General features: G+C 48.5%; 19 protein-coding genes. 13 read left to right on the top strand and 6 right to left on the bottom strand.

Translation table 11 applies throughout. The features are described from left to right. Positions 1–2 precede the first annotated feature (2 nt). The 10 genes from NH568_RS00665 (at position 3) to NH568_RS00620 (ending at position 9,255) form a co-directional block, all read left to right on the top strand. Positions 3–1,502 (top strand): AMP-binding protein, encoded by a 1,500-nt coding sequence (locus tag NH568_RS00665; RefSeq protein ID WP_253043795.1) that lies wholly within the window; start codon positions 3–5, stop codon positions 1,500–1,502. Next, the gene (locus tag NH568_RS00660; protein WP_253043792.1) at positions 1,499–3,790 is read left to right on the top strand and encodes a polyketide synthase; all 2,292 of its coding nucleotides are present in this window, start codon (positions 1,499–1,501) and stop codon (positions 3,788–3,790) included. The genes NH568_RS00665 and NH568_RS00660 overlap by 4 nt, the downstream gene beginning before the upstream one ends. Beyond that, entirely contained in the window at positions 3,787–4,101 is a 315-nt protein-coding gene (locus tag NH568_RS00655; protein ID WP_138549661.1) for a RedY, read from the top strand. The genes NH568_RS00660 and NH568_RS00655 overlap by 4 nt, the downstream gene beginning before the upstream one ends. Beyond that, positions 4,098–4,751 (top strand): 4'-phosphopantetheinyl transferase superfamily protein, encoded by a 654-nt coding sequence (locus NH568_RS24140; RefSeq protein WP_253043787.1) that lies wholly within the window; start codon positions 4,098–4,100, stop codon positions 4,749–4,751. Before NH568_RS00655 ends, NH568_RS24140 begins: the two co-directional genes overlap by 4 nt. Before the next feature lie 2 nt (positions 4,752–4,753). Further along, positions 4,754–5,839, top strand: a complete 1,086-nt coding sequence (locus tag NH568_RS00645; RefSeq protein ID WP_253043785.1) for a hypothetical protein — start codon at positions 4,754–4,756, stop codon at positions 5,837–5,839. Positions 5,840–5,941: 102 nt separating this feature from the next. Then, positions 5,942–6,139, top strand: a complete 198-nt coding sequence (locus tag NH568_RS00640; RefSeq protein WP_253043783.1) for a hypothetical protein — start codon at positions 5,942–5,944, stop codon at positions 6,137–6,139. 150 nt (positions 6,140–6,289) lie between these two features. Continuing rightward, positions 6,290–6,469, top strand: coding sequence for a hypothetical protein (locus NH568_RS00635; RefSeq protein WP_054014171.1), 180 nt, complete (start codon positions 6,290–6,292; stop codon positions 6,467–6,469). 199 nt (positions 6,470–6,668) lie between these two features. Next, positions 6,669–7,847, top strand: coding sequence for a multidrug effflux MFS transporter (locus NH568_RS00630; protein ID WP_253043781.1), 1,179 nt, complete (start codon positions 6,669–6,671; stop codon positions 7,845–7,847). 303 nt (positions 7,848–8,150) lie between these two features. Beyond that, positions 8,151–8,786 carry a LysE family translocator gene (locus tag NH568_RS00625; RefSeq protein WP_253043779.1) on the top strand — a complete coding sequence of 212 codons (636 nt, stop codon included), beginning with the start codon at positions 8,151–8,153 and terminating at the stop codon, positions 8,784–8,786. 7 nt (positions 8,787–8,793) lie between these two features. Beyond that, complete coding sequence (locus NH568_RS00620) at positions 8,794–9,255, top strand: methylglyoxal synthase (RefSeq protein ID WP_253043776.1); 462 nt, start codon at positions 8,794–8,796, stop codon at positions 9,253–9,255. A gap of 118 nt (positions 9,256–9,373) precedes the next feature. Here NH568_RS00620 and yegD read toward each other — a convergent pair whose 3' ends face one another. From yegD to sixA, 6 genes are all read right to left on the bottom strand, one after another. Continuing rightward, a complete protein-coding gene (gene yegD, locus NH568_RS00615) occupies positions 9,374–10,744 on the bottom strand; it encodes a molecular chaperone (protein ID WP_253043774.1) in 1,371 nt (456 codons plus the stop codon). Positions 10,745–10,830: 86 nt separating this feature from the next. Beyond that, the gene (locus NH568_RS00610) at positions 10,831–11,673 is read right to left on the bottom strand and encodes a DNA ligase (RefSeq protein ID WP_253043771.1); all 843 of its coding nucleotides are present in this window, start codon (positions 11,671–11,673) and stop codon (positions 10,831–10,833) included. 122 nt (positions 11,674–11,795) lie between these two features. Beyond that, positions 11,796–12,461 carry an HAD family phosphatase gene (locus NH568_RS00605; RefSeq protein WP_349287999.1) on the bottom strand — a complete coding sequence of 222 codons (666 nt, stop codon included), beginning with the start codon at positions 12,459–12,461 and terminating at the stop codon, positions 11,796–11,798. Positions 12,462–12,480: 19 nt separating this feature from the next. Further along, the gene (locus tag NH568_RS00600; protein ID WP_253043767.1) at positions 12,481–12,777 is read right to left on the bottom strand and encodes a hypothetical protein; all 297 of its coding nucleotides are present in this window, start codon (positions 12,775–12,777) and stop codon (positions 12,481–12,483) included. A gap of 133 nt (positions 12,778–12,910) precedes the next feature. Further along, on the bottom strand, positions 12,911–15,214 hold the full coding sequence (locus NH568_RS00595) for a TonB-dependent receptor (RefSeq protein ID WP_253043763.1): 2,304 nt from the start codon (positions 15,212–15,214) through the stop codon (positions 12,911–12,913). A 630-nt stretch (positions 15,215–15,844) separates the two neighbouring features. Next, on the bottom strand, positions 15,845–16,312 hold the full coding sequence (sixA, locus tag NH568_RS00590) for a phosphohistidine phosphatase SixA (protein ID WP_253043761.1): 468 nt from the start codon (positions 16,310–16,312) through the stop codon (positions 15,845–15,847). A gap of 213 nt (positions 16,313–16,525) precedes the next feature. On the opposite strand from sixA, the gene NH568_RS00585 reads away from it, so the two are divergent. From NH568_RS00585 to NH568_RS00575, 3 genes are all read left to right on the top strand, one after another. Then, entirely contained in the window at positions 16,526–19,213 is a 2,688-nt protein-coding gene (locus NH568_RS00585) for an insulinase family protein (RefSeq protein ID WP_253044498.1), read from the top strand. Positions 19,214–19,535: 322 nt separating this feature from the next. After that, positions 19,536–21,686, top strand: coding sequence for a bifunctional diguanylate cyclase/phosphodiesterase (locus NH568_RS00580; RefSeq protein ID WP_253044497.1), 2,151 nt, complete (start codon positions 19,536–19,538; stop codon positions 21,684–21,686). A gap of 1,023 nt (positions 21,687–22,709) precedes the next feature. Continuing rightward, positions 22,710–23,102, top strand: a complete 393-nt coding sequence (locus NH568_RS00575) for an MmcQ/YjbR family DNA-binding protein (protein WP_054014183.1) — start codon at positions 22,710–22,712, stop codon at positions 23,100–23,102. Positions 23,103–23,122: the final 20 nt, after the last annotated feature.

Here is a 23,122-nt window from a genome sequence, read left to right as displayed (position 1 = left end):
GTATGACGAAAATTCCGTCATCGGCCCGTTTTGCGCTGAATCTGCTGAGCCATGCTCAGCAGACACCGCATAAAACGGCGCTGATTTGTGTCGAGCAACAGTGGGATTATGCTCAGCTCGCGGCCCGCGCCTGCCAGATAGCCAATGCGCTTTGCGCTTTGGGTTTAACTCAGGCGCCGGTGCTGCTTAACCTGCCAAAACAGCCAGATACGGTAGCAGCCATCTATGCCTGCTGGCTCAGTGGCAATCATTACATACCCATAGATTACAGTCAGCCTGATGCCCGGGTTGAGCGGATCATCACAGCGGCAAAACCGGCACTGGTGCTGGATCAGGACTGGCTGAATACACTCGACAGCCTGGCGCATCACAGCGACTATGAGCAAGATCTTACGGCCTATATGTCACGGTTACGCCAGCACAGGGATGTCACCATTGCCGCCATACTTTATACCTCAGGTTCAACCGGCACACCCAAAGGCGTGCAGATAAGCCATGATATGCTGGATTTTTTCATTGACTGGGCCGTGCAAACCACCGCAGCTGACAGCGAAGATACATTTGCCAATCACGCCAGCTTTGCGTTTGATTTAAGCACCTTTGATCTTTTTGCAGCCGTGCGCACGGGCGCCAGTGTGTGGCTTATCACAGAGCAGGAACAAAAAGATCCACTGGCGCTGATCAGGGGAATAAGAAAGCATCAGATCAGTATCTGGTACAGTGTGCCATCGATCCTCTCAATGATGGTTCGCAGTGGTGAGCTCAATAGCAGCCATACAGCGACATTAAAACAAGTGATTTTTGCCGGGGAGCCTTACCCTGTCGCAGCATTACAACGCTTGATTAGCTGCCTGAGTGCTGATACCTGGTTACACAACTGGTATGGTCCGACCGAAACCAATGTCTGCGTCGCCTGGCAGGTTGATAAAACACAACTGAGCCACCTTCGCCACCTGCCAATAGGTAAATTATTGCCTGAACTGGACGGCTGGCTGGAAGATGAGTCTGGTGCACGTTGGCCTCTCTCACAGTGCCTGGGAAAAAGTGGTGAATTGCTGATTGGCGGTCGCTGCGTCACGCCTGGTTATGCCAATGTGGACTTGCCACGTGCTACCGAGCTACATCAACAGCACTGCCATGCAACTGGCGATCTGGTTGAGCTGACCGAGGACGGACTGGTTTATCGCGGTCGTATCGACGATATGGTTAAGCTCAACGGTTACCGGGTTGAATTGGGAGAGATAGAGTCATTGCTGCATCAACATGAGGCCATTGAGCAGGCCGCGTTGCACCTTGCTCTGGGCGAACAACAGCATAAGCTGATTGCAGTGATCACCCTCAAAGACGATGCTGCAAAGCCTTCTTTACTGGCGCTGAAACAGTTCTTACAGCAACACCTGCCCGCCTACATGTTGCCACACAAGGTAGTGGTAGCAGCGCAACTGCCGTATAACGCCAACGGCAAAGTGGATCGTAAACGACTGGCGGAGTTGGTGGTATGAGCAAAGATACAACGACTCCCTTAGCCATCGTCGGGATCGGCTGCATGCTGCCTGAGGGGATTAACTTTGCGGCCTTAAAGCAACGGGGCACACTGAACCCGGGTCAGTTTACTCACCCCTTTGGCTGGTCGGTCGCATCTGAGCCGCTCAAAGGCGGACAGGTAAACACAGATGAATTTGATTACAAAAAGTTTTCTATTCCGCCACTATTTCGTAAGGCCGTCAGTCGTGAGACCCGCATGGCGATGCTCGCTGCCGAAGAAGCACTGAGCCAGCTCACCCTCGATGCATCACTGCGCGATCATTGCGACCAACTGTGTGCAACCCATATGGCAAGTGACTCCGCCTACCGCAATGCCACTAAAGTAGCCGCGCTGCGCGCTCTGGCTGAGCAGCTGGGTGTTCAGGATAATGCACAGGCATGCATAGATGAGTACAAACAAACACTGGCGAGCACTTTTGGGGCCACATCCCACGATCGGGTCGGTGAAATGGCGTCAACGATCCCGGCCCGGATAGCACATTTTGCACACACCCGGGGAAAGTGTCAGACACTCGATGGCGGTGATTTAGGTGGACTGAGACTGCTTCAGGCGGCACAGGATAACTTTCGCTATCAGGACAGTCAGCTTGCTGTACTAACCAGCATTCAGTGCTTTCATCACCAGCCGCAGAGCGAGATTCTGCATCAACAGGGGATCTCAATACAGCAGCCCTGGCTCGAAGGTGCAATAAGCCTGGTTATCTGCCCGGTAACATTGGCCCAGCAACAAAACTGGCCAATACTTATGGAGCTCAGCACCTTTGTTACCTCCGAATCACAGCAGCCACAGGCAGGCTATTTTGCTGGTGCAAGCCAAGTGTTTTATCAGATACTCGAGATGCATCTGAATGGTCAGGCTGAGTGTAACGGTGCAGCGGCCCTTGGGCAGAACTGGCAAATCTCTGCTGCAGGCCAACACAGTTATGTCCCGGCCAGCGACGATCAGGTCGCGATCACGGATTATCGGCCCATTACCGCGCTGGGTAATGACAAAGACCGTTTCTGGCAAACTCTGGCTGACGGACAGGATGTATTACGTCCGCAGTCTGCACAGCAGCTCAATGCACAGGCCTTCGTGCGGGAAACACCGCAAAAGCTCAGCACCTATATAGACAAAGCCATGAGTTTTGACAGTCATAATCCGCTTGATGTCGCCCTGAGTAAGCCTATGATGCCCGCTAAAAAAACTCGTCTGGATGTCTCACAATTGCAGCTGCTTAAAGGCGCTGAGTCTCTGACGCTGGGTGAATTTAAACGACCAGCCGTGATCCTGGCCTGTAACCTGGCACTCAGCGCAGACAGACAGTCAGGCGCACAAGCACTGTGGGCACAACTGCCTGACGCACCCTGCTATCTGCCACAACCCGATGCACCTGAAATTAACCGCTGGAGCTGGTACGGTGCGACAGGTCTGGGTGGCGCAAAGTTATTGGCTCAACAACTGGGACTCCCTCACGCCGACTGCATCGCCGTCGAGGCTGCCTGTGCCAGTTCAATGGCCGCGCTGCATAACGCAGTCAGGGGGCTGCAGTCCGGACGCTACGATGGCGTGGTTGTGGGCGGCATTGAAACCGCCACACTGGAGCGGGATCTGGTGCTATGTGGTGCACAAATGATGCTCTCAGCAAAGCGCATTCGGCCCTTTGCCAAAGGTGCCGACGGCTTTACCCCGGGTGATGGTGGTGGCCTGTTCGTGCTGCAGACTAAATCCGATGCAGCACACGCCATCGCCCACATAGACGCCATTTCCGGGTCCTGCGACAGCCGCTCTATGACAGCGCCAGACCCTCAGGGCCAGGCACTGGCAATGTACAAGACTCTTCAGCTGGCGTCGGTTAATCCCGAGCAGGTGCAGTATCTCGAAACCCATGGCACTGGCACTACGCTGGGTGATCAGGCTGAACTGGAGTCACTCTGCGCGGCATACAGCCGCGAGCACGACCAGCCGCTCTATCTGGGGTCTGGCAAATACAACTTTGGTCACTGTTTTGCGGGAGCCGGTGCCATCAGTTTAGCAAAAATGCTGGCAGCACTGGAGCAATGCTGTATGCCGCCTACCCCAGTCCTGGGTGAACTCAATGATGCATTGCCATTTGACAGTATTCCGGCGCAAGTCCCGCAAACAGCCTTGCCCTGGCCGGCACTGTCAAACCAACAACGGATAGGTGCAATTAACGCCTTTGGCACCGGTGGCATCAATTATCACCTGACTTTATTACACTCTCATTCACAGGAATCAGTATGAAACTCATTGTTCACAAAATTCGCCTTAAAGACATCAAACACCTGGGAGCCTTTCGCGACTGGGTAGAAACGACGGACTATAAAGCATGCGAAAAACTGGATTCAGTTAAAGCGTTCGCTGTTTTTGAAGCTTCCAGTCAGGCTGATGCAGCATTTCACTTTGTTGAAACTATCTATCTGGAGTCTGAGCAAGCCTTTGAACAGGACATGACAACGCCTTTATTTCAAAGCCTGGTTAGCCGCTTTGATGAAATGGCCGAAGTGGTTGAAGAGTTTAAGGGTGAACGGATTGCACAAGGCTATCAACAGTGATCTCCCAGCACACCTGTACACCAGTGGGAGAGACTCATGTCTCACCCGCTGTGTATATCGGTCACAGCGTCGATAATGCGATACGCTCGGCACCCCGCCTGACTCAAGGGCTTATCGTCAAACAGCTCGGCAGAACCCTGGCAACTTTGGCCTTACAAGATGCCAGTCACTGCTCATCAATCCGGCTTGCTCACGCTGCAAGCGGTCAGCCATATGGTGAGCAAGGCAAGGGTCAACCTAAGGTGCCTTTATCCATCAGCCATAGCGGTCCCTGGGCTGCTGTTGCGTGTGCAGCACATCCTGTTGGTATCGACCTTCAGGTTTATCGAGGTTTCTCTGCTGGCGCTCAGCAACATATCTTTTGTGATAAAACCAAGCCAATAAGCTTGGTCGCGCAAACAGCTCGGTGGTCAGTGCGCGAAGCCTATCTAAAATCCTTCGGCCGCGGTCTGCCTTTTGATTTACCTGACATCGCAATCCAAAAACACAGCACCAGTGGAACAACAGAATATGGCCGCGTGTATACCCACAGCGCCTCCCTAGCCCCGGCCAGCTACTGGCTCTGGTACACGCTGTATTTCTGCTGCGCAATCTGTATTGCAGGCGACTGGGAGATCACCCCAACACTCTCTCTTCACATCGGAAAATGACAATGACACATACAGCATTTGAACAGACATTGACAGAAGCGGTGAAGCTGGCGAGGCTTGCGCCTTCATCGCACAACTGTCAGCCCTGGGCGATTCATTTTGACCCCGTCATACACTGCGGTTATCTGGCCATTGATAACCGCCGCAAACTCACAGGTCTGCCCTCATTGGAGCGAGAAATGTTGCTCAGCTGCGGGATCTTTTTTTACATACTGGAAGCGCTGATCCGCAGCCGAGGCTACGAGCTTCACTGGCGCTGGTGTGATGAGCAGGAACAACAAAAGTTAGCAGGCAACGACCGGGCGCTGATACGTTTTATGCCGGGACCTGAACAAGACTATCAGAGCGATGCGTTTGCCAGCCTGTCTGAACAGCTCGAGCAGCGCCATACCGTACGCTCGCCCTATCTCAGGACCGCCCTGAGCGGGCAACAGCGCGATGAGCTACAGGCCTTGCTCAAACCTTACCCTGTCTCCCTTGGGATTTTTTATCAGCAAACCCATGGGCAGGCTCTGGCTAAACTGACTCAAACCTTTGCAGGACAGGACTTTGCCAACAAAGCAGCCTGGCGCGAAACCTATAGCTATATCCGCTTCGACGAGCGTCGCCAATATGAAGATGGCTTTTACCTGCACAACCTGTTTGGTCCGGTTTCAGCCGGATTTAAGCACTTTTTTAAAATGGCTTTCCATCCCAGCCTCAATAGCCTGACTAACTTACTCCGCCTGCCTGATAAAATGGCAAAAGGCCTTGCAGAATTAGTCGCTTGCGGACCTCACTATCTGTCGTTGAATGTCAGAAAAGAAGGGGATGAAGCGATGTTTCGTGCAGGGATTGGCTTAGGCGCATTGTGGTTAAGACTACAACAATGGGGGTGGGCCATGCACCCAATTAGCGTACTGGTTCAACATGACAATGCCAGGCTGGCCCTGGCAGAGTGCCTCAGTCAGACAGAACTGCCGGTGTTTTTCGCGCGATTCGGAGAGCCGGAAATAGCAGGCAGCCCGGCACCGCGAAGGCATTGGCAAAGTATTCTGCTCAGTGATACCCAAAGTTTCGCCGAGCCCAAACCCACTCCGCGAGAGTAAAAGCACCGGTAAGAACAAAAAATAAACTATTGATTAGTTGTAAATTATAATATAAAACAAAAAGGTACACATTGAGATAATTTATACAATAAGGAAAATAAAATGAAGCTCATCAAAAAACAAATCAAAATGCTTTCTAAAGACGCGACTCGCTTACCGGTGCTGATGACCGCAAATATTGCAGGTGGCATAGATACCCATAACGGAGGTGGTGGCAATGCAGGACAAACCATGCGCACCACAGCCCTCGCCGCGGCAGAGGAAATCAAAAATTCTGCTGAGAGCATTTGTACGGCCTAATCCCATATTGCAATGCAACGCGCAGCACAAAGACATCAACATAAGCAGGCTTTGTGCACTGTATAAAAAGCAGTTGACAAACAAGATTTTTATACAGTAGTTTGTAACTGACCAATATGTATAACAAAAACAATTCAATAGGACATGAAAATGAAACTAGCACTTAAGAAAAAACAACTAAAACAACTAGACAACACTATGCTGCTGGACAACCAAGCCACACCTCAGGTTGGTGGTGCCGGCGAGAGCTCACCACCACGAGCTTGCCTGCCAACCGGCCACATTTGTGATCGTCTGAGCGGCAAAAGTGACCACACCTGCTGGTGCTAATTAAATCGCGGCAGCACTGCTGCCGCACTTAAACTACTTCGCCTGATTCAATTTACGTTAAACACATCCCCACTCACACTGAAGCTTTCTGTACTTATTTTTCATTTCTGTTGCCTAACAATAAAAAATTTCGCTTTCCGGCGCTTTGTCCTGTCTTTTTCTCCATGCTTCCCTACAATACCCGCCATAAGGAGACAGCATGCAGCAAAAAACCAGCAAACTATTGATTTTTATACTCGCTCTACTGGTGGTGTTTTGTCCACTGGGGATCGATCTGTATTTACCCGCATTCGTCAATATGCAACAAGACTTAGCCGTCAGCGAAGCACAAATCCAGCAAACCGTCGGGATTTATATGCTGGCTGTTGGTCTTGGACAGTTACTTGCAGGGCCACTGGCCGATAAGTATGGCCGACGCCCGGTTGCCCTGTCCGGGATCTTACTCTTTGGCAGTGGCGCACTACTTGCCACTTTGCTGGACGAATGGCACTGGATTATGGTCGCGCGCGTATTGCAGGGCTTAGGCGCTTGTGCCACCTTCGTCAGTGCCTTTGCCATTGTCCGGGATAGCTTTGGTCATAAAGGCAGTGGCCAGATGATCACCTATCTCAATGGTATAGTCTGCTTTATTCCTGCCCTTGCGCCGATTTTAGGCGCCTGGCTGACCATAGAGTTTGGCTGGCGCAGTAATTTTACTTTTCTGAGCGGGTTTGCTGCCATCGGCCTCATCCTGGTGCTGGCGCTGTATCGGGAAACCAAACCAGACAGCACTGTATACTCAGGCTACCTTCTGGATTTACGTCGCTTCCGGCCCATGCTCAGCAGTCCTCAGTTTATGTTCAACGCGTGTATTACTATGGTTGGTATGGCCGCCATGTTGGTGTTTGTAGTTGGTGCACCGGGTTGGCTTATGACCGAGCTGAATCGGCCCGTCGAAGAATTTACCATGTGGTTTACTATCAATGCTGCCATCAGCATTGCGGCCAGCTTTATCGCACCGCATTTCATCAAGCGTAACTCACAACAGGCACTGCGGTTTGGCCTGAGCTTGTTTACCCTCGGCGGTGTGTTACTGATGATGGCGCCGCAAAACCATCCGCTTGCGTATCTGTTACCTATGTATCTGGCATCCGTGGGTTTTGCTTTTACGCTTGGCGCAGCAGCAGGCAATGCCCTGGCTCCATTCGCCAATCAGGCAGGCACGGCATCAGCGCTGATTGGGGTAATGCAAATGAGTGGCGCCGGGCTACTGGCTATGCTCAGCCAGCCACTGGCATTACCTGCCCCGCAACAATTAGCTGTGCACCTGCTACTCGGGCTGCCTTTCCTGTGTCTGCTATTTAGCCGCTGCAAAGACAACCTGCATAGTCCAGCTTGATAACACATCAGGTAGCACAGGCGTATTGAGCTGCGCAGATAAAAGTACATGACAGTTTAATGGCAGTCGTACGATTGTCACAATCAGATATGATACTACCTATAGATAGCAACAATGGATTTAGCGTGAAGCACAAGTTTCGCTCTAGCTTATTGTAAAGCAAGATATTTGCTGCGCCATAGAACCCAATGTGTTGTGCTCTAACCCAACCAATTTTATATGCGGGCTTATGCCCGCATTTTTTATAGGCTTTTTATTTCAAGCTGGGTAAACTAAACGCAATCTTGTCTACCAGAGCACATCATGCTGAACCCAGAATTACTCGCCTCTTTTTTATTTGCCAGCTTTATCATTGCCATTGCACCAGGTCCTTCAAATGCTTTTTTAATGGCTCAGACCTTTACCAATGGCCGAGCAGCAGGCATGCAAAGTGCCTTTGGTTTTGCCCTCGGCGGTGTGGTCCACACTCTGTTTGCTGTGATTGGCTTGTCGGCCATTCTCAAAGCCTCAGAAACCGCCTACACCACAGTGCAGTATTTAGGTGCGGCATATCTTGCCTACCTGGGTATACGTACTTTTAAAGACACGCTCTCAAAGTCGAATGAGTGCGATGATGAAAAACCCCATGTGAGCAATAAGAAACGCCAAAATGTCATGTTTCAGGCAATGATGACCGAGGTACTTAACCCTAAAGTAGCGCTATTCTTTATTGCTTTTATTCCCCAGTTTGTTGATCAGAGTCTCACAACATCAACCACAGTACAGCTGGCCATGTTCGGTTTACTTTACCCGATCCTAGCCTTTCCCCTTGATTGTGTGTATGTTTACAGCGGCGATAAAATCGCCGGTTATTTTCGCGCTCACCCTAGTGCGCCAATTTGGATAGACAGGATCTCTGCATTTATCTTCGTCGCACTGGCAATTAACTTATTATTATGAGGTAAGTATGGACACCAAGTCGCAGGTTATTCCGGCTAAAAAACGCATCGCACTGGTTGCACATGATGGTAAAAAACAAGCTATGGTAAACTGGTGCCAGTCACACCTTGATAAGCTCGCTATGCATCAGCTGTATGCCACGGGAACGACCGGTAACCTTATTGAAAAGACATCAGGCCTGCCCGTCCATAAACTCCTGAGCGGCCCAATGGGGGGAGATCAACAGCTTGGTGCAAAGATTGCCGAGAATGAAATTCATATGCTTATTTTTTTCTGGGATCCCATGGCCTCACAGCCCCATGATCCAGATGTAAAAGCGCTGCTCAGGCTCGCAGCTGTATGGAATATTCCGGTCGCCTGTAATGAGACCACCGCAGATATGTTACTCTCCTCCATGATGATGACCACCCCGATAGAGCGTCAGTTACCTGACTATGAGCAGTATCTGGCAGAACGTCTGGAAGGCTAATGCTTGACTGAGCTAAATCGACGCCAGCCGGATTATACCTAACTTCTGTAAAGCAGTTTAGCCGCGCAACTTTGCTTTGGTTATCGCGCAGCTTTTGCCCCGTAGGTAGGGAGTGACATTAGCCTGTTTGGTAAAGCCTGTTCGCCCATTTAGTCAGGCCGGCTGTGACACTCCCAAAGTTGTCACCATTGACCATAGGAATATCACCCAGACGCTGCTGTAATGCCAACTTTAACAGCGGAGATTGGGCGCTGCCTCCGGTCAGATAAATCACATCAGGCTGTGTTTTAGCTTCAACGATCGCCTGCTCTGCCAGTGCCGCAGCTTGCTCCAGACAGCTGGCTACCGATTCCGCCATAGTCTGCGCACTCACCTTGACATTCAACGTCTTGTCCAGAAAGTCCAGTGGCACAGCATGTTCTTCTTGCTCCGACAGGGCGATTTTAGCCAACTCCCCCTGACGTACAAACTGATGGGTCATTTTGTTTTCTTGTATTTTTAACAAACGCTGCAATTTTTCAGGCTCGCATACATCTCTTAACATGCCAGTCAACTCACGTTGCATCTGCTCGCTGTAGAAGTCACTTTGCATTTGAATGTCGTTAATTTTGCACGCCTGCCAGAACAGAGGATTTGGCAAAGGTAACCCTGATGTGAACTGACCACCCAAGCCGCACACCGGCATAAGGGTATGAAAAGCGAGCGCAATATCAAGATCATTGCCTCCGATCCGCTTACCACTGTGAGCTAAAAAGTCGGCACTACGGTCGGCTTTATCACGAAAGCCCGGGCCCATTTGCACAAAGGAGCAATCACTGGTACCGCCCCCAATATCAACCACCAGTACTTTTTGATCTTCAGTCAGACGCGACTCGTAATCAATGCCAGCCGCCAACGGCTCATAGAGAAACTCAACGTCCTTAAAGCCTGCTCTCTTTGCGGCAACAGTCAGGATATCGATTGCCTGACGATTGCTTTGCTCTCCACCAATCGCCTGGAAGTTCACAGGACGCCCAATGACAGTGTGATTCAGGGAATATCCCAGATGATGCTCTGCACGGCTTTTTATTTCCATAATCATGGCCGTGGCAATATCTTCAAAAAACGCAAGCTGCGCTGGTTTCAGACCAACTGCACCAAAGAAGGACTTAGGGGATTTCACATAGTATCCTTCTTCCGGAAACGCAATATACTCATCTATTGCCTGCTGACCGACAAACAGACCCTGCTCTGTCGGTTGTAAGTCCAGTTCGCGTCTCGCCATTGCTGCACTACTGAGCAGAGGTTTACGTGCACTTTGGTAGTCAGTAGCAAGCGCAGATCCTGCCAGTTTATGTGCCACAAATTCACTCACCAGGCTATTGTGTAAAGCGTAAAGTGTCGATGGCAGATAGTGCTTACCCTGCTCCAGCGGAACCAGTGTCACGTCACCTTCACGCATCACACCGATTGCGCAATTGGAACTACCGTAATCAAATCCTGCTATCATTTTTCACCTCACGACCATAAAAAAGGTCGCGCACTGTATCACAGCAAGGTGGCAAGTAAAAGTCTCAACCCAGTGGGGTTCACACCTTATAGTGGCTGCCTTGTTCGCAAAAAGCGAGCAAATCGCGGTTTACCGAACTTGGTGATCCCCTGGAATCTGTATGTCACAACACTGCCAACCGGGGGCGGGTTTCGTCGCTGTGCATCAGTAAACCCGCTGCCAATCTTAAATACCTTTCCTTCGGAGGTTTTCACCCTAATCGCCCCCATCATCCCCTGATACTTCCCTTTGCCCGGTAAATGAGCAATCACCTCGGCTTCGGCGTCAAAATAGGGTTTATACTTCAAAATTGCCGATGTCCTGCCCTGTTGATGAAGTGCCTGACGCTCGTGCAGCATTACCCCTTCCCCACCACGGGACAACACCTGTGCAAAGAAGTCATCGAGCTCGGCCTTAGTTGAAAAGTGATGCTGTGTTATCGCACGAATATGCGGCTGTGCCAGCCGATTGATCAGCTGGCTATATACCTGAAAGCGCTGCGTAAAGGGGGCCTTAATATCCGGTGCATCAAAGATCAGGTATTGAACCTGCCGCCAGTCCGATTCAGACGCCTTATGGCGCCGTACCACCGCACTGACAAATTCAAAGTTCTCATACCCCGCCCACAGCTCCCCGTCGAGTGCTATATCTGGCAAAGCTGAAGTAAACCAATGCGGCGCATGGATCTGCTGGCCACTGCGGGTTAACAGTTGTCTGCCATTCCAGATGGCCCTGACACCGTCAAACTTTTCGCTCACCAGATAGCGCATAACCGGGCGTTGTGCCTGGTATACTTTGGCGAGTTGTACAGCAGGTGTGGGATTACAATAGGCGGGCTGCAATTGGCACAGACAGGCCAGCAGCAACCACCCAAACAGTTTGGTGTGCATGCTACGCTCCTTGTAGAATCAGAATCCTATTCCTTTCACTATCAGAGCATAGCGTGGGTTGACAGAAATGCCAGCCGCAAGCTTTAAGGCAACGCGCAAAAAGACAACAGCAAAACTGCCACCTAATCTTGCCCGATAAGGCGCTCAATTAAGGACTGAGCCGACTGCAACGAGCTTTCCTGCCAGGCTGCGCGCGAAAAATCCTGTTTAGCTGAATGCTGATTAGGGATCACCAACACCTGAAGACCCGCAGTACACCCCGAGGTGAGCCCGGTTGTTGTATCCTCAATCGCGATGGCTTGCTCGGGTGAAATTTGTAATGACACCAAAGCTTGAATATAAGGTTCAGGGTGCGGTTTTGGATGTTTTACATCGTCTTTGGTAACGATACACTCAAAGAAGTGCAACAGGTCATAGTGTTCCAGTACCGGAGTGGCCTCAGCTCGGGTGCTGCCAGTCACCAGCGCCAGTTTGCAATGTTGTGCCGTATAGCTCAGGATCTCTCTGGCATAAGGCATGAGCCTGGGCCTGATGGTGGCCGAAGTGTCGACAAACAGACGATTTTTTTCCTCACACAATGCCTGCGCATCATGAGGCAGCTGATGGCGCTCGCGCAGAATCTGTGCCGTTTTCAGCGTAGGCACGCCAGAAAACTCATCACAGAAAGCCAGCTCGCTGTAAGTGACATCAAAAGGTGCCAGTACGCGTTGCCAGCTATGGTAATGGAGCGCTTCCGAATCCGCCAGCGTCCCATCAAAATCAAACAAGATTGCCTTTAAATTCATCATCGCTCCTTCATTATTGGTCTTATTCTGCTTTGGTAGGTGGCTCTGCGTGTGCAACATCACCTGTGTCTTTTTCTACCAGCTCGTAACCACGGGGCTTGCGGATTACTTTCAGTACCGGTTTATCGAATGCCGTTTGCAAACGAGTGAAATCGGCTTTCAGGTCATCAATGCTCTGGCCATATGGCGATTCTCCGGTCTCCGACCAGTTGACCGCCTTACCATTTTCATTGTACTCAACCGCATGTACCTGATACTGCTCTGGTGCATCTTTGCTTGCTTCACAATAGATAACACGATAATTCCAAAATGCGGACATCTTCTCTTCCTCTAAAATTCTGTCTAAGCCAACTGTACTTTACCAGTACTGGGGCATGGTTGCATGACAGTATTAATAAAAAAACCCGTGAATGCCGAGCATCCACGGGTTTTCGCTTTAATTTTCTGTGAAATTAAAAGAATTTCACTTTGAACTCAGCACCAACAAAGCGCTCTTCGTTCAGCATACCTGTGTTGTTGTTGAAATCTACACCACCGATAACCACCTGCTCATCGAACAGGTTACGTACAAACGCCGACACTTCATAGTCGTTGTCGCCCGAGTTCCACGCGTAGCCCGCACGTACACCGGCTTCAAACAGTGCTTCGCCTTTGAACTCAACCGACTCATACAAGAAGAAGTCGATTTCACTGCGGTAAGACAGGTCGGTGTATACAAAGAACTCACCGTCTTCCAGTTCTGTGGTATAACGCAATGTGGCGTTTGAGATCCATTCTGGCGCATGCGGTAGGCTATTGCCATCCAAAATCGCGCGTGCTTCTGGACCATTTGGTCCTTCAACCATGTAAGTAGGATCAGTCACTGTACACTGAGCACATACAGCTACTGCCAGCGAATCATCATCCAACTCAGTTTTGTTGTAGCTCAGATTAAAGGTTGCATTTAGCTCGTCCGTTAATACCCATTCAGTATCCAGCTCAAAACCATAACCTGTAGTTTTATCGGCATTGATCAGACGGTTAAAGTTAGAGCCGCCGCCTACTGCGGTCAATTGCTGGTCATCCATCTGGAAGTAAAACACAGTTGCGTTCACACGACCCTGACCATCCAGTACGTCTGACTTCACACCAAATTCAATTGAGTTAGTAGTTTCTGACTCAGCTACAGTCACAACGTCACCGAACAGGATACGACCCTGAACACTTGGCGCACGGAAACCATTTGCCAAACGACCAAACAGGTTAACATCATCCGTCAGCTTGTAAGTTGCACTTAGATCCCAACTCACGTGACTGTCACTTGGATTTGCACGACCTTCCAGGAAATCAGGGGAACCGTTCCAAGGTGTAGGGTTGTCCGTTCTTTTTGCGTAAAAATCTTTTTCGTCGTCTGAGTAACGTAAGCCCAGAGTCACGTCCAGCTGCTCAGATACAGTGTAATCGAAAGAACCGAATAGTGCCCATGCCGATGTTTCTTGCTCCTGAACTGCATAGCCGTTTTGCAGACCATAGTTGCCAGCAGCTTCATCGTATGCGCCTGTGTCGAAGCTAAAGCTTTCAATCGTCAAATCTTCTTCAAACAGGAATAAACCAACCTGGTAATTGAAGTCACCCGAAAAGTTGCTTGAAAGGCGAAGCTCCTGAGTGTACTGATCATGCTCAGGAATGGCATCCGCTGTTTCAGAAGAAAACGGAATGAAACCTGGACCCATTGTCGGGGCGAAATTATTACCGTAACCGCCATCCACGTCTGCTCGCGAATAAATTTCAGCGCTTTCCCAGCCAGTGATTGAGGTAATGGTGTGCTCTTTTAGATCCCATTCCAGTTTCAGACTAAGGCCTTGCGTGTCTACTTTCTGAGTCGCACGAGACGCTGCATCCTGATAAACCACATCGTTATCATACAATGGGTTAATGTTGTTAGAGCCTTTTTCAATCAGATTAGCACGGAACGGGATTGGACGACCTTCCAGATCACGCACGTGGTAGTTCAACAAACCTGTGAAGTCATCGCCTTCGTACAGGAACTGTACGCGCGCAGCCTTCTCGTTGTAACCACCCAGAGAATCCTCTTTTTCAAAACCAGGCGCTTTCACGTCAATATAGTCAGGCTTGTCCTGAACCAGCAAAGAAACACGTGTAGAGATTTTATCTGTCAAGCCGGTACCAGCAGCACCCTCAAAGTCAATTGAGCTGTTGCTACCATAAGAAACTGCGGCATAGCCATCAAATTCCTGGCTTGGCTTTACGCTGTCGAACTTAACCAGACCTGCTGGCGTGTTACGACCAAATAATGTGCCCTGAGGACCACGCAGTACTTCAATACGCTCGATATCGAATACAGGGAAGCCTTTTAGGATTGGGTTTTCCTGAACAACTTCGTCAACCACCAAAGAAACTGGCTGCGAAGCATTCAGATCGAAGTCGGTGTTACCCAGACCACGAACATAAAAGCGTGGGAATGTACGTCCGAATGAAGATTCAACCGACAAACTTGGGATCTTCGCATTCATAAAGCGGATATCCATACCAGCTGAGCTGTATGCGTCTAAGTTGTCGCCTTGTAAAGCAGACACAGAAACTGGCACTTCTTGTGCGTTCTCAACACGCTTACGCGCGGTAATTTGGATCACTTCCAGTTGATTGCTTTTAGCTTGCGCTTCTTCTGCAAGCGTAGAGAATGAAGTACCTGCTACAGCAGAGAGCAACGTCGCATTGATTAAAGTTGCTAACGTAGATCTTTTCATTGCTTTCATGTTGGGATTTAACCTTTTATATGCACTCTTGAGTTCAACGGTTTTGATTTGGGCGCCGTATCACAATGGCTGGTTCGCTCAATTTTACGCGCAAATGACGAGCAGCGCGGACCTCACTAGCGAGAGTGCAAAGCGACTATGTGAGGCTGAACGAGACGGCCGTAATTATAGCAGCAAATTTTCAAATTGCTGCAATTATGCATATAAATTTTCCACATTTTTGTAAATATCGTGAAAGTTAGCTAAGAGTTAACAACTTTTCGCAACAAAAAGCCTCAAAATAAGGACATTTGTCCTTACCAAACTCTTGCCTGTATGGTGGCAGGAAACGGATTTACCGAATTGAAATACAGATGTCACTGTCTCGTTCTGCTCAACAACATATTGCAGGATACCGCTAACGGAAACACGCAGGGTTAGATAAACCTGCTACGCACACCTGTCCGTTTAATTACAGAACAGCAGTGTTCTTTAACGGCTTATTCAGTGACGAAATATAATACAACCGGGCATCATCCGCCCAAAGATGGTAACCGGTGTCATGAAAGCGTCGCCATTGTAATAAAACGCCGTAACGAAAAGGAGGACATTAGACCGCACAAAGTCAACTTACTTACACTCTGTGCTGGTCTAGTTCGGTGGTGTGGCCAGCTGGAGTAACTCGCTTTTAAGCGTATCGGGGTTATATTGGATCACAGCGACCGCAGCCGTTGGAAATATTGGCATTTCACCCGGTACCAGTTGATCGACCAGATAACTGACAATAGGCATATGTGCCACAACCAGCCAGGTATCCAGCGTGTCATGCATACTGATCAAAGTTTCCAGGTAATCGACAGCCACTGCAGCATTACCACTGGGCACAATATCATGGCACGTTTGTTCAAAAGACACAGAGTTGTACTGCAACACTCCCTGTGCTGTCTGTTGTGCCCTGACATAGGGGCTAACCAGGGCAGCCTGGGGAGGAAAGTGCTCACTTAGCCACTGTCCCATCGCTGCAGACTGAGTCATTCCGCGTGGTGTCAGCGTTCTGGCTGCATCATTGGCCTGCATAGGGCCCGCTTCGCCATGGCGCATGATCAGAATTGTTTTCATAGCACTCCGAAAGTTGGCAAGAAAATTAAAGACAACCAGTAGCTATTGCCCCAAATTGTCCGCTATATTAAAACAAAAGCACCTAAACCTTAAGTTTAAAATACAGGCTAATTCAGAGGTGACCAGCTATCGCAACGACCCAGAGTGTCTGTTGCCAGCATTCAGCCCGGAAACAGCAGCCACGTCTCTAACCATTATATCGGCGGCACACAATTGAAACTGAGTAATAATGATAAAAGAAATTATCGTCACCTGACACTGGACAATGGTCTTAAAATACTCTTGGTAGAAGATACATCAAGCACCAAAGCCGCTGCATCATTGGCCATTAATGTTGGTCACTTTGACGACCCCCAAAGCCGTCAAGGCATGGCACACTTCGTTGAGCACATGTTATTTTTGGGAACCCAAACCTTTCCAGCCAGGGGAGAATTCTCTCAGTTTGTCAGCCAGGCAGGTGGACAGAGCAATGCATGGACAGGCACAGAGCACAGCTGTTACTTCTTCGATTGCCGCTCAGCCATGTTTGAACAGGCATTACATCGATTTAGTGAATTCTTTCACGCTCCACTGTTCACAGAAGATGCCTTGCAGGATGAGCGCAATGCCATCGACTCTGAGTTCAATCTGAAAGTCAAAGACGACAACCGCCGGATCATTCAGGTACACAAGGAGACGGTCAACCCGGCTCACCCATTTGCTAAGTTCTCTGTGGGGAATCACAACACGTTGGCTGATCACAGTGGTGACTTCAAACGAGAGATTGAATCCTTTTTCACTGCGCATTATCAGGCACAATGGATGACTCTGGTACTGGCAAGCCCTCAGTCTCTGGATGAGCTGGCGCGACTGGCCAAGCTCTACTTTAGCCCGTTAGAGGGCCGTGACACGCCCAAACCAGAAATTGAGGTGCCACTGTATCGCCAGCAAGATCTTGGTCTTTTGCTCCACATAGAGCCACGTAAGCACATGCAAAAACTGATTGTCAGTTTCGCGATGCCGGATGTAGAAAGGCTATATAAATTTAAGAGCCTGAGCTTCCTGGCTCACTTACTGGGCTACGAAGGGGATGGCTCGCTGTACGCCATTTTGAAGAAAAATGGCTGGATCAATGCTTTGTCCGCCGGTGGCGGCGTAGATGGCAGCAACTTCAAAGATTTTAATATCAGCTTTGCACTGACGGATAATGGCATTGAATACTATGAAGACATCGTTGAGATGTTGTTCGAGTATATCAGCCTTATCCGCGAACAAATCGCGCTACTTCCGGCGCTATACGAAGACAAGAAACGCCTGCTTGAACTGGCTTTTGAAAACCAGGAACAAAGTAAACTACTTGACTGGGTCAGTGCACTCAGTATCAACATGCATCATTATGAAGAAGAAGACATTCTGTACGGTGATTACTGCATGAGTGCATTTAATCATGCGCTGCATGAGGAACTCATGGATTTACTCTCTCCTTATAATATGCGCTTGATCCTGATCCACCCCGATATTACCTGTGAAAATGATGTCACCCGCAAGGTTGCCCAGTGGTACAATACGCCCTATCAGGTAGAGCGAATTAACATAGAGTGGCTCCAAACACTTGAGCAAATTACCATCCCGCTACCCGAAATGCGCTTGCCTGCTGCAAATCCATACCTGGCTTTTGAGAACCGCCTGTATGATATTGAACCCGGTCGGAAAACTCCGACACTGCTAACAGACAGGCCAGGATTTGCCTTCTGGTTTAAGCAAGATACGCGCTTTCGTGTGACGAAAGGGCATTTTTATCTAGAAATTGATTCCCAGTGTTCGGTTGAAAGCCACAAGAGCATGGCGATGACCCGACTGTTCGCCGATTTGTTTATGGACAGTGTAGCAGAGCAGTTTTATGCCGCCGAATTGGCAGGTCTGAGTTATCACCTGAGCTCTCACCAGGGTGGTCTGACACTGCAAACGGCAGGTCTGTCAGCCAGTCAGCTCAAGCTTGTGCTGCAACTGGTCGAGGCATTACTCAAACAGCCAATCAGTGCTACCCGTTTTGCAGAGTATAAAAAGCAACTGATCCGGCACTGGAAAAACCACAACAAGAGTAAACCTGTCAGCGAGCTATTTAGTCTGCTCGGTGCCCAACTGATGCCCTGGAATCCAACGCCAGAGCAGTTAGCCAAGGCCCTGAAAAATATCAGCTTCAATGAGTTTTGCCTGTTTCGAGATAATTTTTTCAAGGCTATTCACATAAAGGCCTTTATGCATGGTAACTGGCAATTGGATCATGCACTGGATATGCAGAAGCAACTCCATGCCCTGTTTGCCTACAGTGAAATCCTGGACGACCTGAAAAAACCACTCAACCTGATCTCGTCTCATCAGCAAGTAGAAATCGAGAAGTCTGGCACTGAGCACGCCTTTGTTGAATATATTCAGGCTCCCACCAGTAGTGTCGATGACAAGGTCAAAATTATGGCCTTCAATCAACTGGTCAGCCAGGATTACTTTGAGTCACTACGCACCCAGCAACAGCTTGGCTACTTGGTTGGTGCGGGTTATGCACCGTTTAATACCCGCGCGGGGATCGCGTTTTACGTGCAGTCCTCCAATTATGACAGCGAAACGCTGCTACAGCGCCATCATCACTATCTGACTGACCTGGTGTCACAACTGGATAACTATGAAGACACGCAATGGAGACAAATAAAAGCGGCATTACATGCCCAAATCGCTGAGAAAGATAAAAATCTGAGGTTACGCTCACAGCGGTTATGGATAGCCATTGGCACTGATGATCATACCTTCTCTATGCAAGACAAACTCATCGAAGCACTTGATAACCTGACCTTTGAGGCACTGAAACAATACATAGTAAAACTGGTGTCCGGCGATTTTGCAAAAATCACGCTCAGATGTAACTAATAAATAGCGGCGTCCATCGTTAAGGTGGCGCCCCCCTGAAACACGGGCCAATCCAGACCTTTGCTACTATCTGATTAGCGGCCTATACACTGTGCCTAAAGCACACATTCCCGCATAGATTTTATACAAGCAGAGGCAGCAGGTCCCAAATTAGGGATTTTTTCTGACATTCTTTTTGACTCTACTCAGGGCTTAGATTAGATTAGCAATTGTAATTGACTCTTTAAGCCTTATGAAAAAAACAACAATTATAAAAACAATTACATCTATTTTGTTGCTTCAGACCTGGCCGACTTTGAGTGCACCCGTGTCTTTAGAGGTAATGCAAAATTCACAGATGACGCTAACGATTGTGGTGGGACTCATCACCGCGGTCACTTTGTGCTATCTGGTAATTGCAAATCGCAAAGCAAAACACTCCCTCAGTGCGCTTAAGCATTCAGAACAACGCCTGAAAAGTACCGTAGAAGGCAGCGGTGATACCCTATGGGACTGGAACATCAACAGCGGTGAAATTGTGCGTATCAATGACAAATTCATGATGGATACCGCAACAGGCAAAAACTTCATTCCAAACGCCAGTCTGATACACCCTCTCGACCTGCCCCTGGTAGAAAAACAACTTAAGCTACATTTTGCTGAGAAAACGGCGTTTTTTGAAGCCACTTACCGAGTCAGAAACAGCCTGGATCAGTATCACTGGGTACTGGATAAAGGCAAGATCATTGAAAAAGATGATAACTTAAACCCGCTGCGTATGACTGGCACAATTCGAGACATCAACCACCTAAAGAGCACAGAAGAACGACTAAACCTGTTTGCCAAATGCGTCGAGTCTCTGACCGATGCGATTGCCATCTACGATGATCACTTCCGCCTGGTTGATTTGAACCCAAGCTACATTCGGGTGTTTGGTGGTGTTCGTGAACAATACATAAATACAGAATTTAAATTGCCCGGTTACGACGGCCAGTTTATCAGCCAGATAAAAGCGGCACTAAAAAAGAGCGAACACTGGCAGGAAGAACTTAAGCTCTACGACCAGACTGGTACTATGCTACCAATTGAAATTTCGATTGACGAGATTAAAAATAACCACGGCCACATTACCAATTACGTTGTTGTATTTTCAGACTTAACTGAACGGAAGAAAGCAGAATCACAGCTGCATAATCTGTCTAACCGGGATCGCACCACCGGATTGCCAAACAGGAACTTATTTTTCACTAACCTTAAGAAACTGGTTGATCAGAAACGCGACCACGCCCTGCTGGTATTTGACCTGGATAACTTTAAAAAGATAAACGACTCTCTTGGCCACCAGCTGGGAGACAGCTTGCTTGCTAAGCTCGCCATGCGACTCAATAAGCTATGTCGTCAGCAAGATACATTTTACCGTCTTGGCGGCGATGAGTTTGCCCTGGTGATGTCGGGTACTAACGACATTCATACCATTACCAAAGCCGCGAAACAGTTTCTCGCGGTCATTGCAACGCCATTTAAAATGGCTAACCATGAGCTGGTGATCACCTCCTCGGTTGGCATTGTGCTGTTTCCAGAAGATGGTAGCACCCCGGAAATCTTGCTGAAAAACGCCGATACAGCTATGTATCACGCAAAACAAAAAGGTAATCACTACCTGTTCTTTAATGACTCTATGAATGAGCAGGCCGTTAAGCGGCTGCAAATAGAGAACCTGATGCGTTTTGGATTAAAAGAGGATCATTTTGTGGTGTATTATCAGCCCAAAATGGACATTGCTACCGGCGCACTCGTGGGCATGGAAGCGTTAGTGCGCTTCATTACCCCCAAAAAAGGCGTAATCAGCCCGGGGTTATTCATTCCAATTGCCGAGGAAACTGGTCAGATTGTCGAGATTGGTGAAGTGGTGTTGGACAAGGCCTGTAAAGATGTAAAACGTTGGGTGGACCAGGGGCTGTTTAATGGCCGGGTTGCCGTCAACTTATCCGCCAGACAGTTTAGCTTGCCTGACCTGACGGCACGTATAGATCTTATCTTGCAAAAGAATCAACTTCCTTCTTATTTTCTTGAGCTAGAAATTACGGAAGGTACGGTTATGGACGATCCACAAGAAGCAATTTCAATTATGCGCTCATTGAGTTCACGTGGCATCCACCTGGCAATGGACGACTTTGGCACCGGCTATTCCTCTTTGGCCTATCTGAAGCAATTTCCACTCAATACCCTGAAAGTCGACAAAGCCTTTGTAGATGATATGAACACAGAGCGTGGCTGTAACATGGTCGATTCGATTGTCACCATTGCGCACAATCTGGGACTGCATGTAGTCGCCGAAGGTGTTGAGCATGAACAGCAGCTTCAGCAATTACAACGCCTCAATTGCCAGACCATTCAAGGCTACTATTATGCTAAGCCTTTATCAGCACCAGAATTTGAGCAATTTCTTAAATCCCAACTCGCCGATAAGCCCACTCTGCAACTGGTCAACTAGCCCCTCAAATGGCTTGTATCGCACACTTAGTCGACTCAGGCTCTTAACACTGCATATATACTTCCAACTTGTCTGAGCCATGTAAGGCGATAGTGAGTGCGAAATAGGATCCATACCACAGGGCCCGCACATGCAGCCAGAAATACCCAGGAACGCCTTGTAACCCCAGTACAGCGCAATTCATTGAGCATCAGCAGTGCCCCAAGACACATCATTAAAGGATACAGCTCCAGCACACAGCCTCCCGACACGGTGATTTATAAGAAATCCGTGAACACAGCGTTCCACGTTAAGTAAATGGGTAAATTTTTTCCCGCGCAGTGTATCCTAAGTTTAAAAAACACGCAAAAACACTGAAATTGTTGCAAAATATTGCATTATTTAATTTAATACGTCCCCAGAAACGCATGGTTTCTAACTTAGGTGCATGTAACAACACGCCCCTAAACTCGCAAATAATTGCTAACTTATTATTTTAAAAAGGTATTATTTGCTGCGACACGGATATAAGTCGTACCAGGTGGCACGTCAGGTAATAGACAAACCTGATGACCTGTCACTTTCGCTGGCGATCCGGTTTGATTTTCCTACACTTAGGTTAAGCCGAACGGGATTGGAAGCTTATACGTGCCAATTTGATTGCACTTTCGCCGTGTTTTGGGGAGCAGATTCTCTCGCCTAAACTGGGTGAATGTTTAATGAAGTGGGCATTTGTCATTTTGGTCATGGTGTGGTTAGCAGTCAAAGAGCGGGAGAAAACTTCTCCTTGAGCAGATTTGAAATTGGAACTGTAAAGATAAATGGACTGGTTAACCTCTGTGCGGTTTAAGACGTATTTTTCTCGTTAGAGTGAAATATACTGATATTGTTGCGCAGCTTAGATAAGGTTATTCAGGTATATTCTTATTTGGTCTTAACTGACTGATAGTTTTTACTTATTCCTAATTACAGAAATCTCACAAAAGCTGCTAAAATCAGCCCCATGTTGTGTTAATTTAATTTGTTATTTCAAGGACACGGGCTATGGATCAGAAATTCGTACATGAGTATTTACAGGCTAAGCCTGGGACCTTTATCACAAAACCGTTTGCACAGGACGTGGACGTTTACAAGGTGCAACACAAGATGTTTGCCACCTTATATGAAGGGAAAGAAGGTCAAATGGGTGAGAATGGTGAGCCAGTGTGGTGGCTTAACCTAAAGTGTGATCCAGACGAAGCGCTATTGTTGCGAGACAAATACGCATCAATCGTTCCTGGTTATCACATGAATAAACGATTATGGAACACCATCGTACTAGATGGCAGCATCCCGGAAGAAGAAATCAAACGCATGATTGATGATTCGTATCAGATTGTGGTTGATAACTTACCCAGCGCACAACGCGCAGAGCTAGATCGTCTCACTAACTCCTAAAGAGACTGTCTTGATTGGCT

Origin of the sequence: Pseudoalteromonas sp. XMcav2-N (genome assembly GCF_024124545.1) — a bacterium.
Lineage (GTDB): Bacteria > Pseudomonadota > Gammaproteobacteria > Enterobacterales > Alteromonadaceae > Pseudoalteromonas.
The sequence above is the reverse complement of the archived record's forward strand: the minus strand, read 5'-3'. Positions and strand labels throughout refer to the sequence as shown.

Excerpts from the sequence above, each read along its gene's own strand:
- NH568_RS00660 (WP_253043792.1), top strand. The coding sequence starts at position 1,499 with ATGAGCAAAGATACAACGACTCCCTTAGCCATCGTCGGGATCGGCTGC.
- NH568_RS00645 (WP_253043785.1), top strand. The coding sequence starts at position 4,754 with ATGACACATACAGCATTTGAACAGACATTGACAGAAGCGGTGAAGCTG.
- NH568_RS00625 (WP_253043779.1), top strand. The coding sequence starts at position 8,151 with ATGCTGAACCCAGAATTACTCGCCTCTTTTTTATTTGCCAGCTTTATC.
- NH568_RS00595 (WP_253043763.1), bottom strand. The coding sequence starts at position 15,214 with ATGAAAGCAATGAAAAGATCTACGTTAGCAACTTTAATCAATGCGACG.
- NH568_RS00610 (WP_253043771.1), bottom strand. The coding sequence starts at position 11,673 with ATGCACACCAAACTGTTTGGGTGGTTGCTGCTGGCCTGTCTGTGCCAA.
- NH568_RS00620 (WP_253043776.1), top strand. The coding sequence starts at position 8,794 with ATGGACACCAAGTCGCAGGTTATTCCGGCTAAAAAACGCATCGCACTG.
- NH568_RS00640 (WP_253043783.1), top strand. The coding sequence starts at position 5,942 with ATGAAGCTCATCAAAAAACAAATCAAAATGCTTTCTAAAGACGCGACT.
- yegD (WP_253043774.1), bottom strand. The coding sequence starts at position 10,744 with ATGATAGCAGGATTTGATTACGGTAGTTCCAATTGCGCAATCGGTGTG.
- NH568_RS00580 (WP_253044497.1), top strand. The coding sequence starts at position 19,536 with ATGCAAAATTCACAGATGACGCTAACGATTGTGGTGGGACTCATCACC.
- NH568_RS00600 (WP_253043767.1), bottom strand. The coding sequence starts at position 12,777 with ATGTCCGCATTTTGGAATTATCGTGTTATCTATTGTGAAGCAAGCAAA.
- NH568_RS00665 (WP_253043795.1), top strand. The coding sequence starts at position 3 with ATGACGAAAATTCCGTCATCGGCCCGTTTTGCGCTGAATCTGCTGAGC.
- NH568_RS00655 (WP_138549661.1), top strand. The coding sequence starts at position 3,787 with ATGAAACTCATTGTTCACAAAATTCGCCTTAAAGACATCAAACACCTG.
- NH568_RS00635 (WP_054014171.1), top strand. The coding sequence starts at position 6,290 with ATGAAACTAGCACTTAAGAAAAAACAACTAAAACAACTAGACAACACT.
- NH568_RS00575 (WP_054014183.1), top strand. The coding sequence starts at position 22,710 with ATGGATCAGAAATTCGTACATGAGTATTTACAGGCTAAGCCTGGGACC.
- sixA (WP_253043761.1), bottom strand. The coding sequence starts at position 16,312 with ATGAAAACAATTCTGATCATGCGCCATGGCGAAGCGGGCCCTATGCAG.
- NH568_RS00605 (WP_349287999.1), bottom strand. The coding sequence starts at position 12,461 with ATGATGAATTTAAAGGCAATCTTGTTTGATTTTGATGGGACGCTGGCG.
- NH568_RS00630 (WP_253043781.1), top strand. The coding sequence starts at position 6,669 with ATGCAGCAAAAAACCAGCAAACTATTGATTTTTATACTCGCTCTACTG.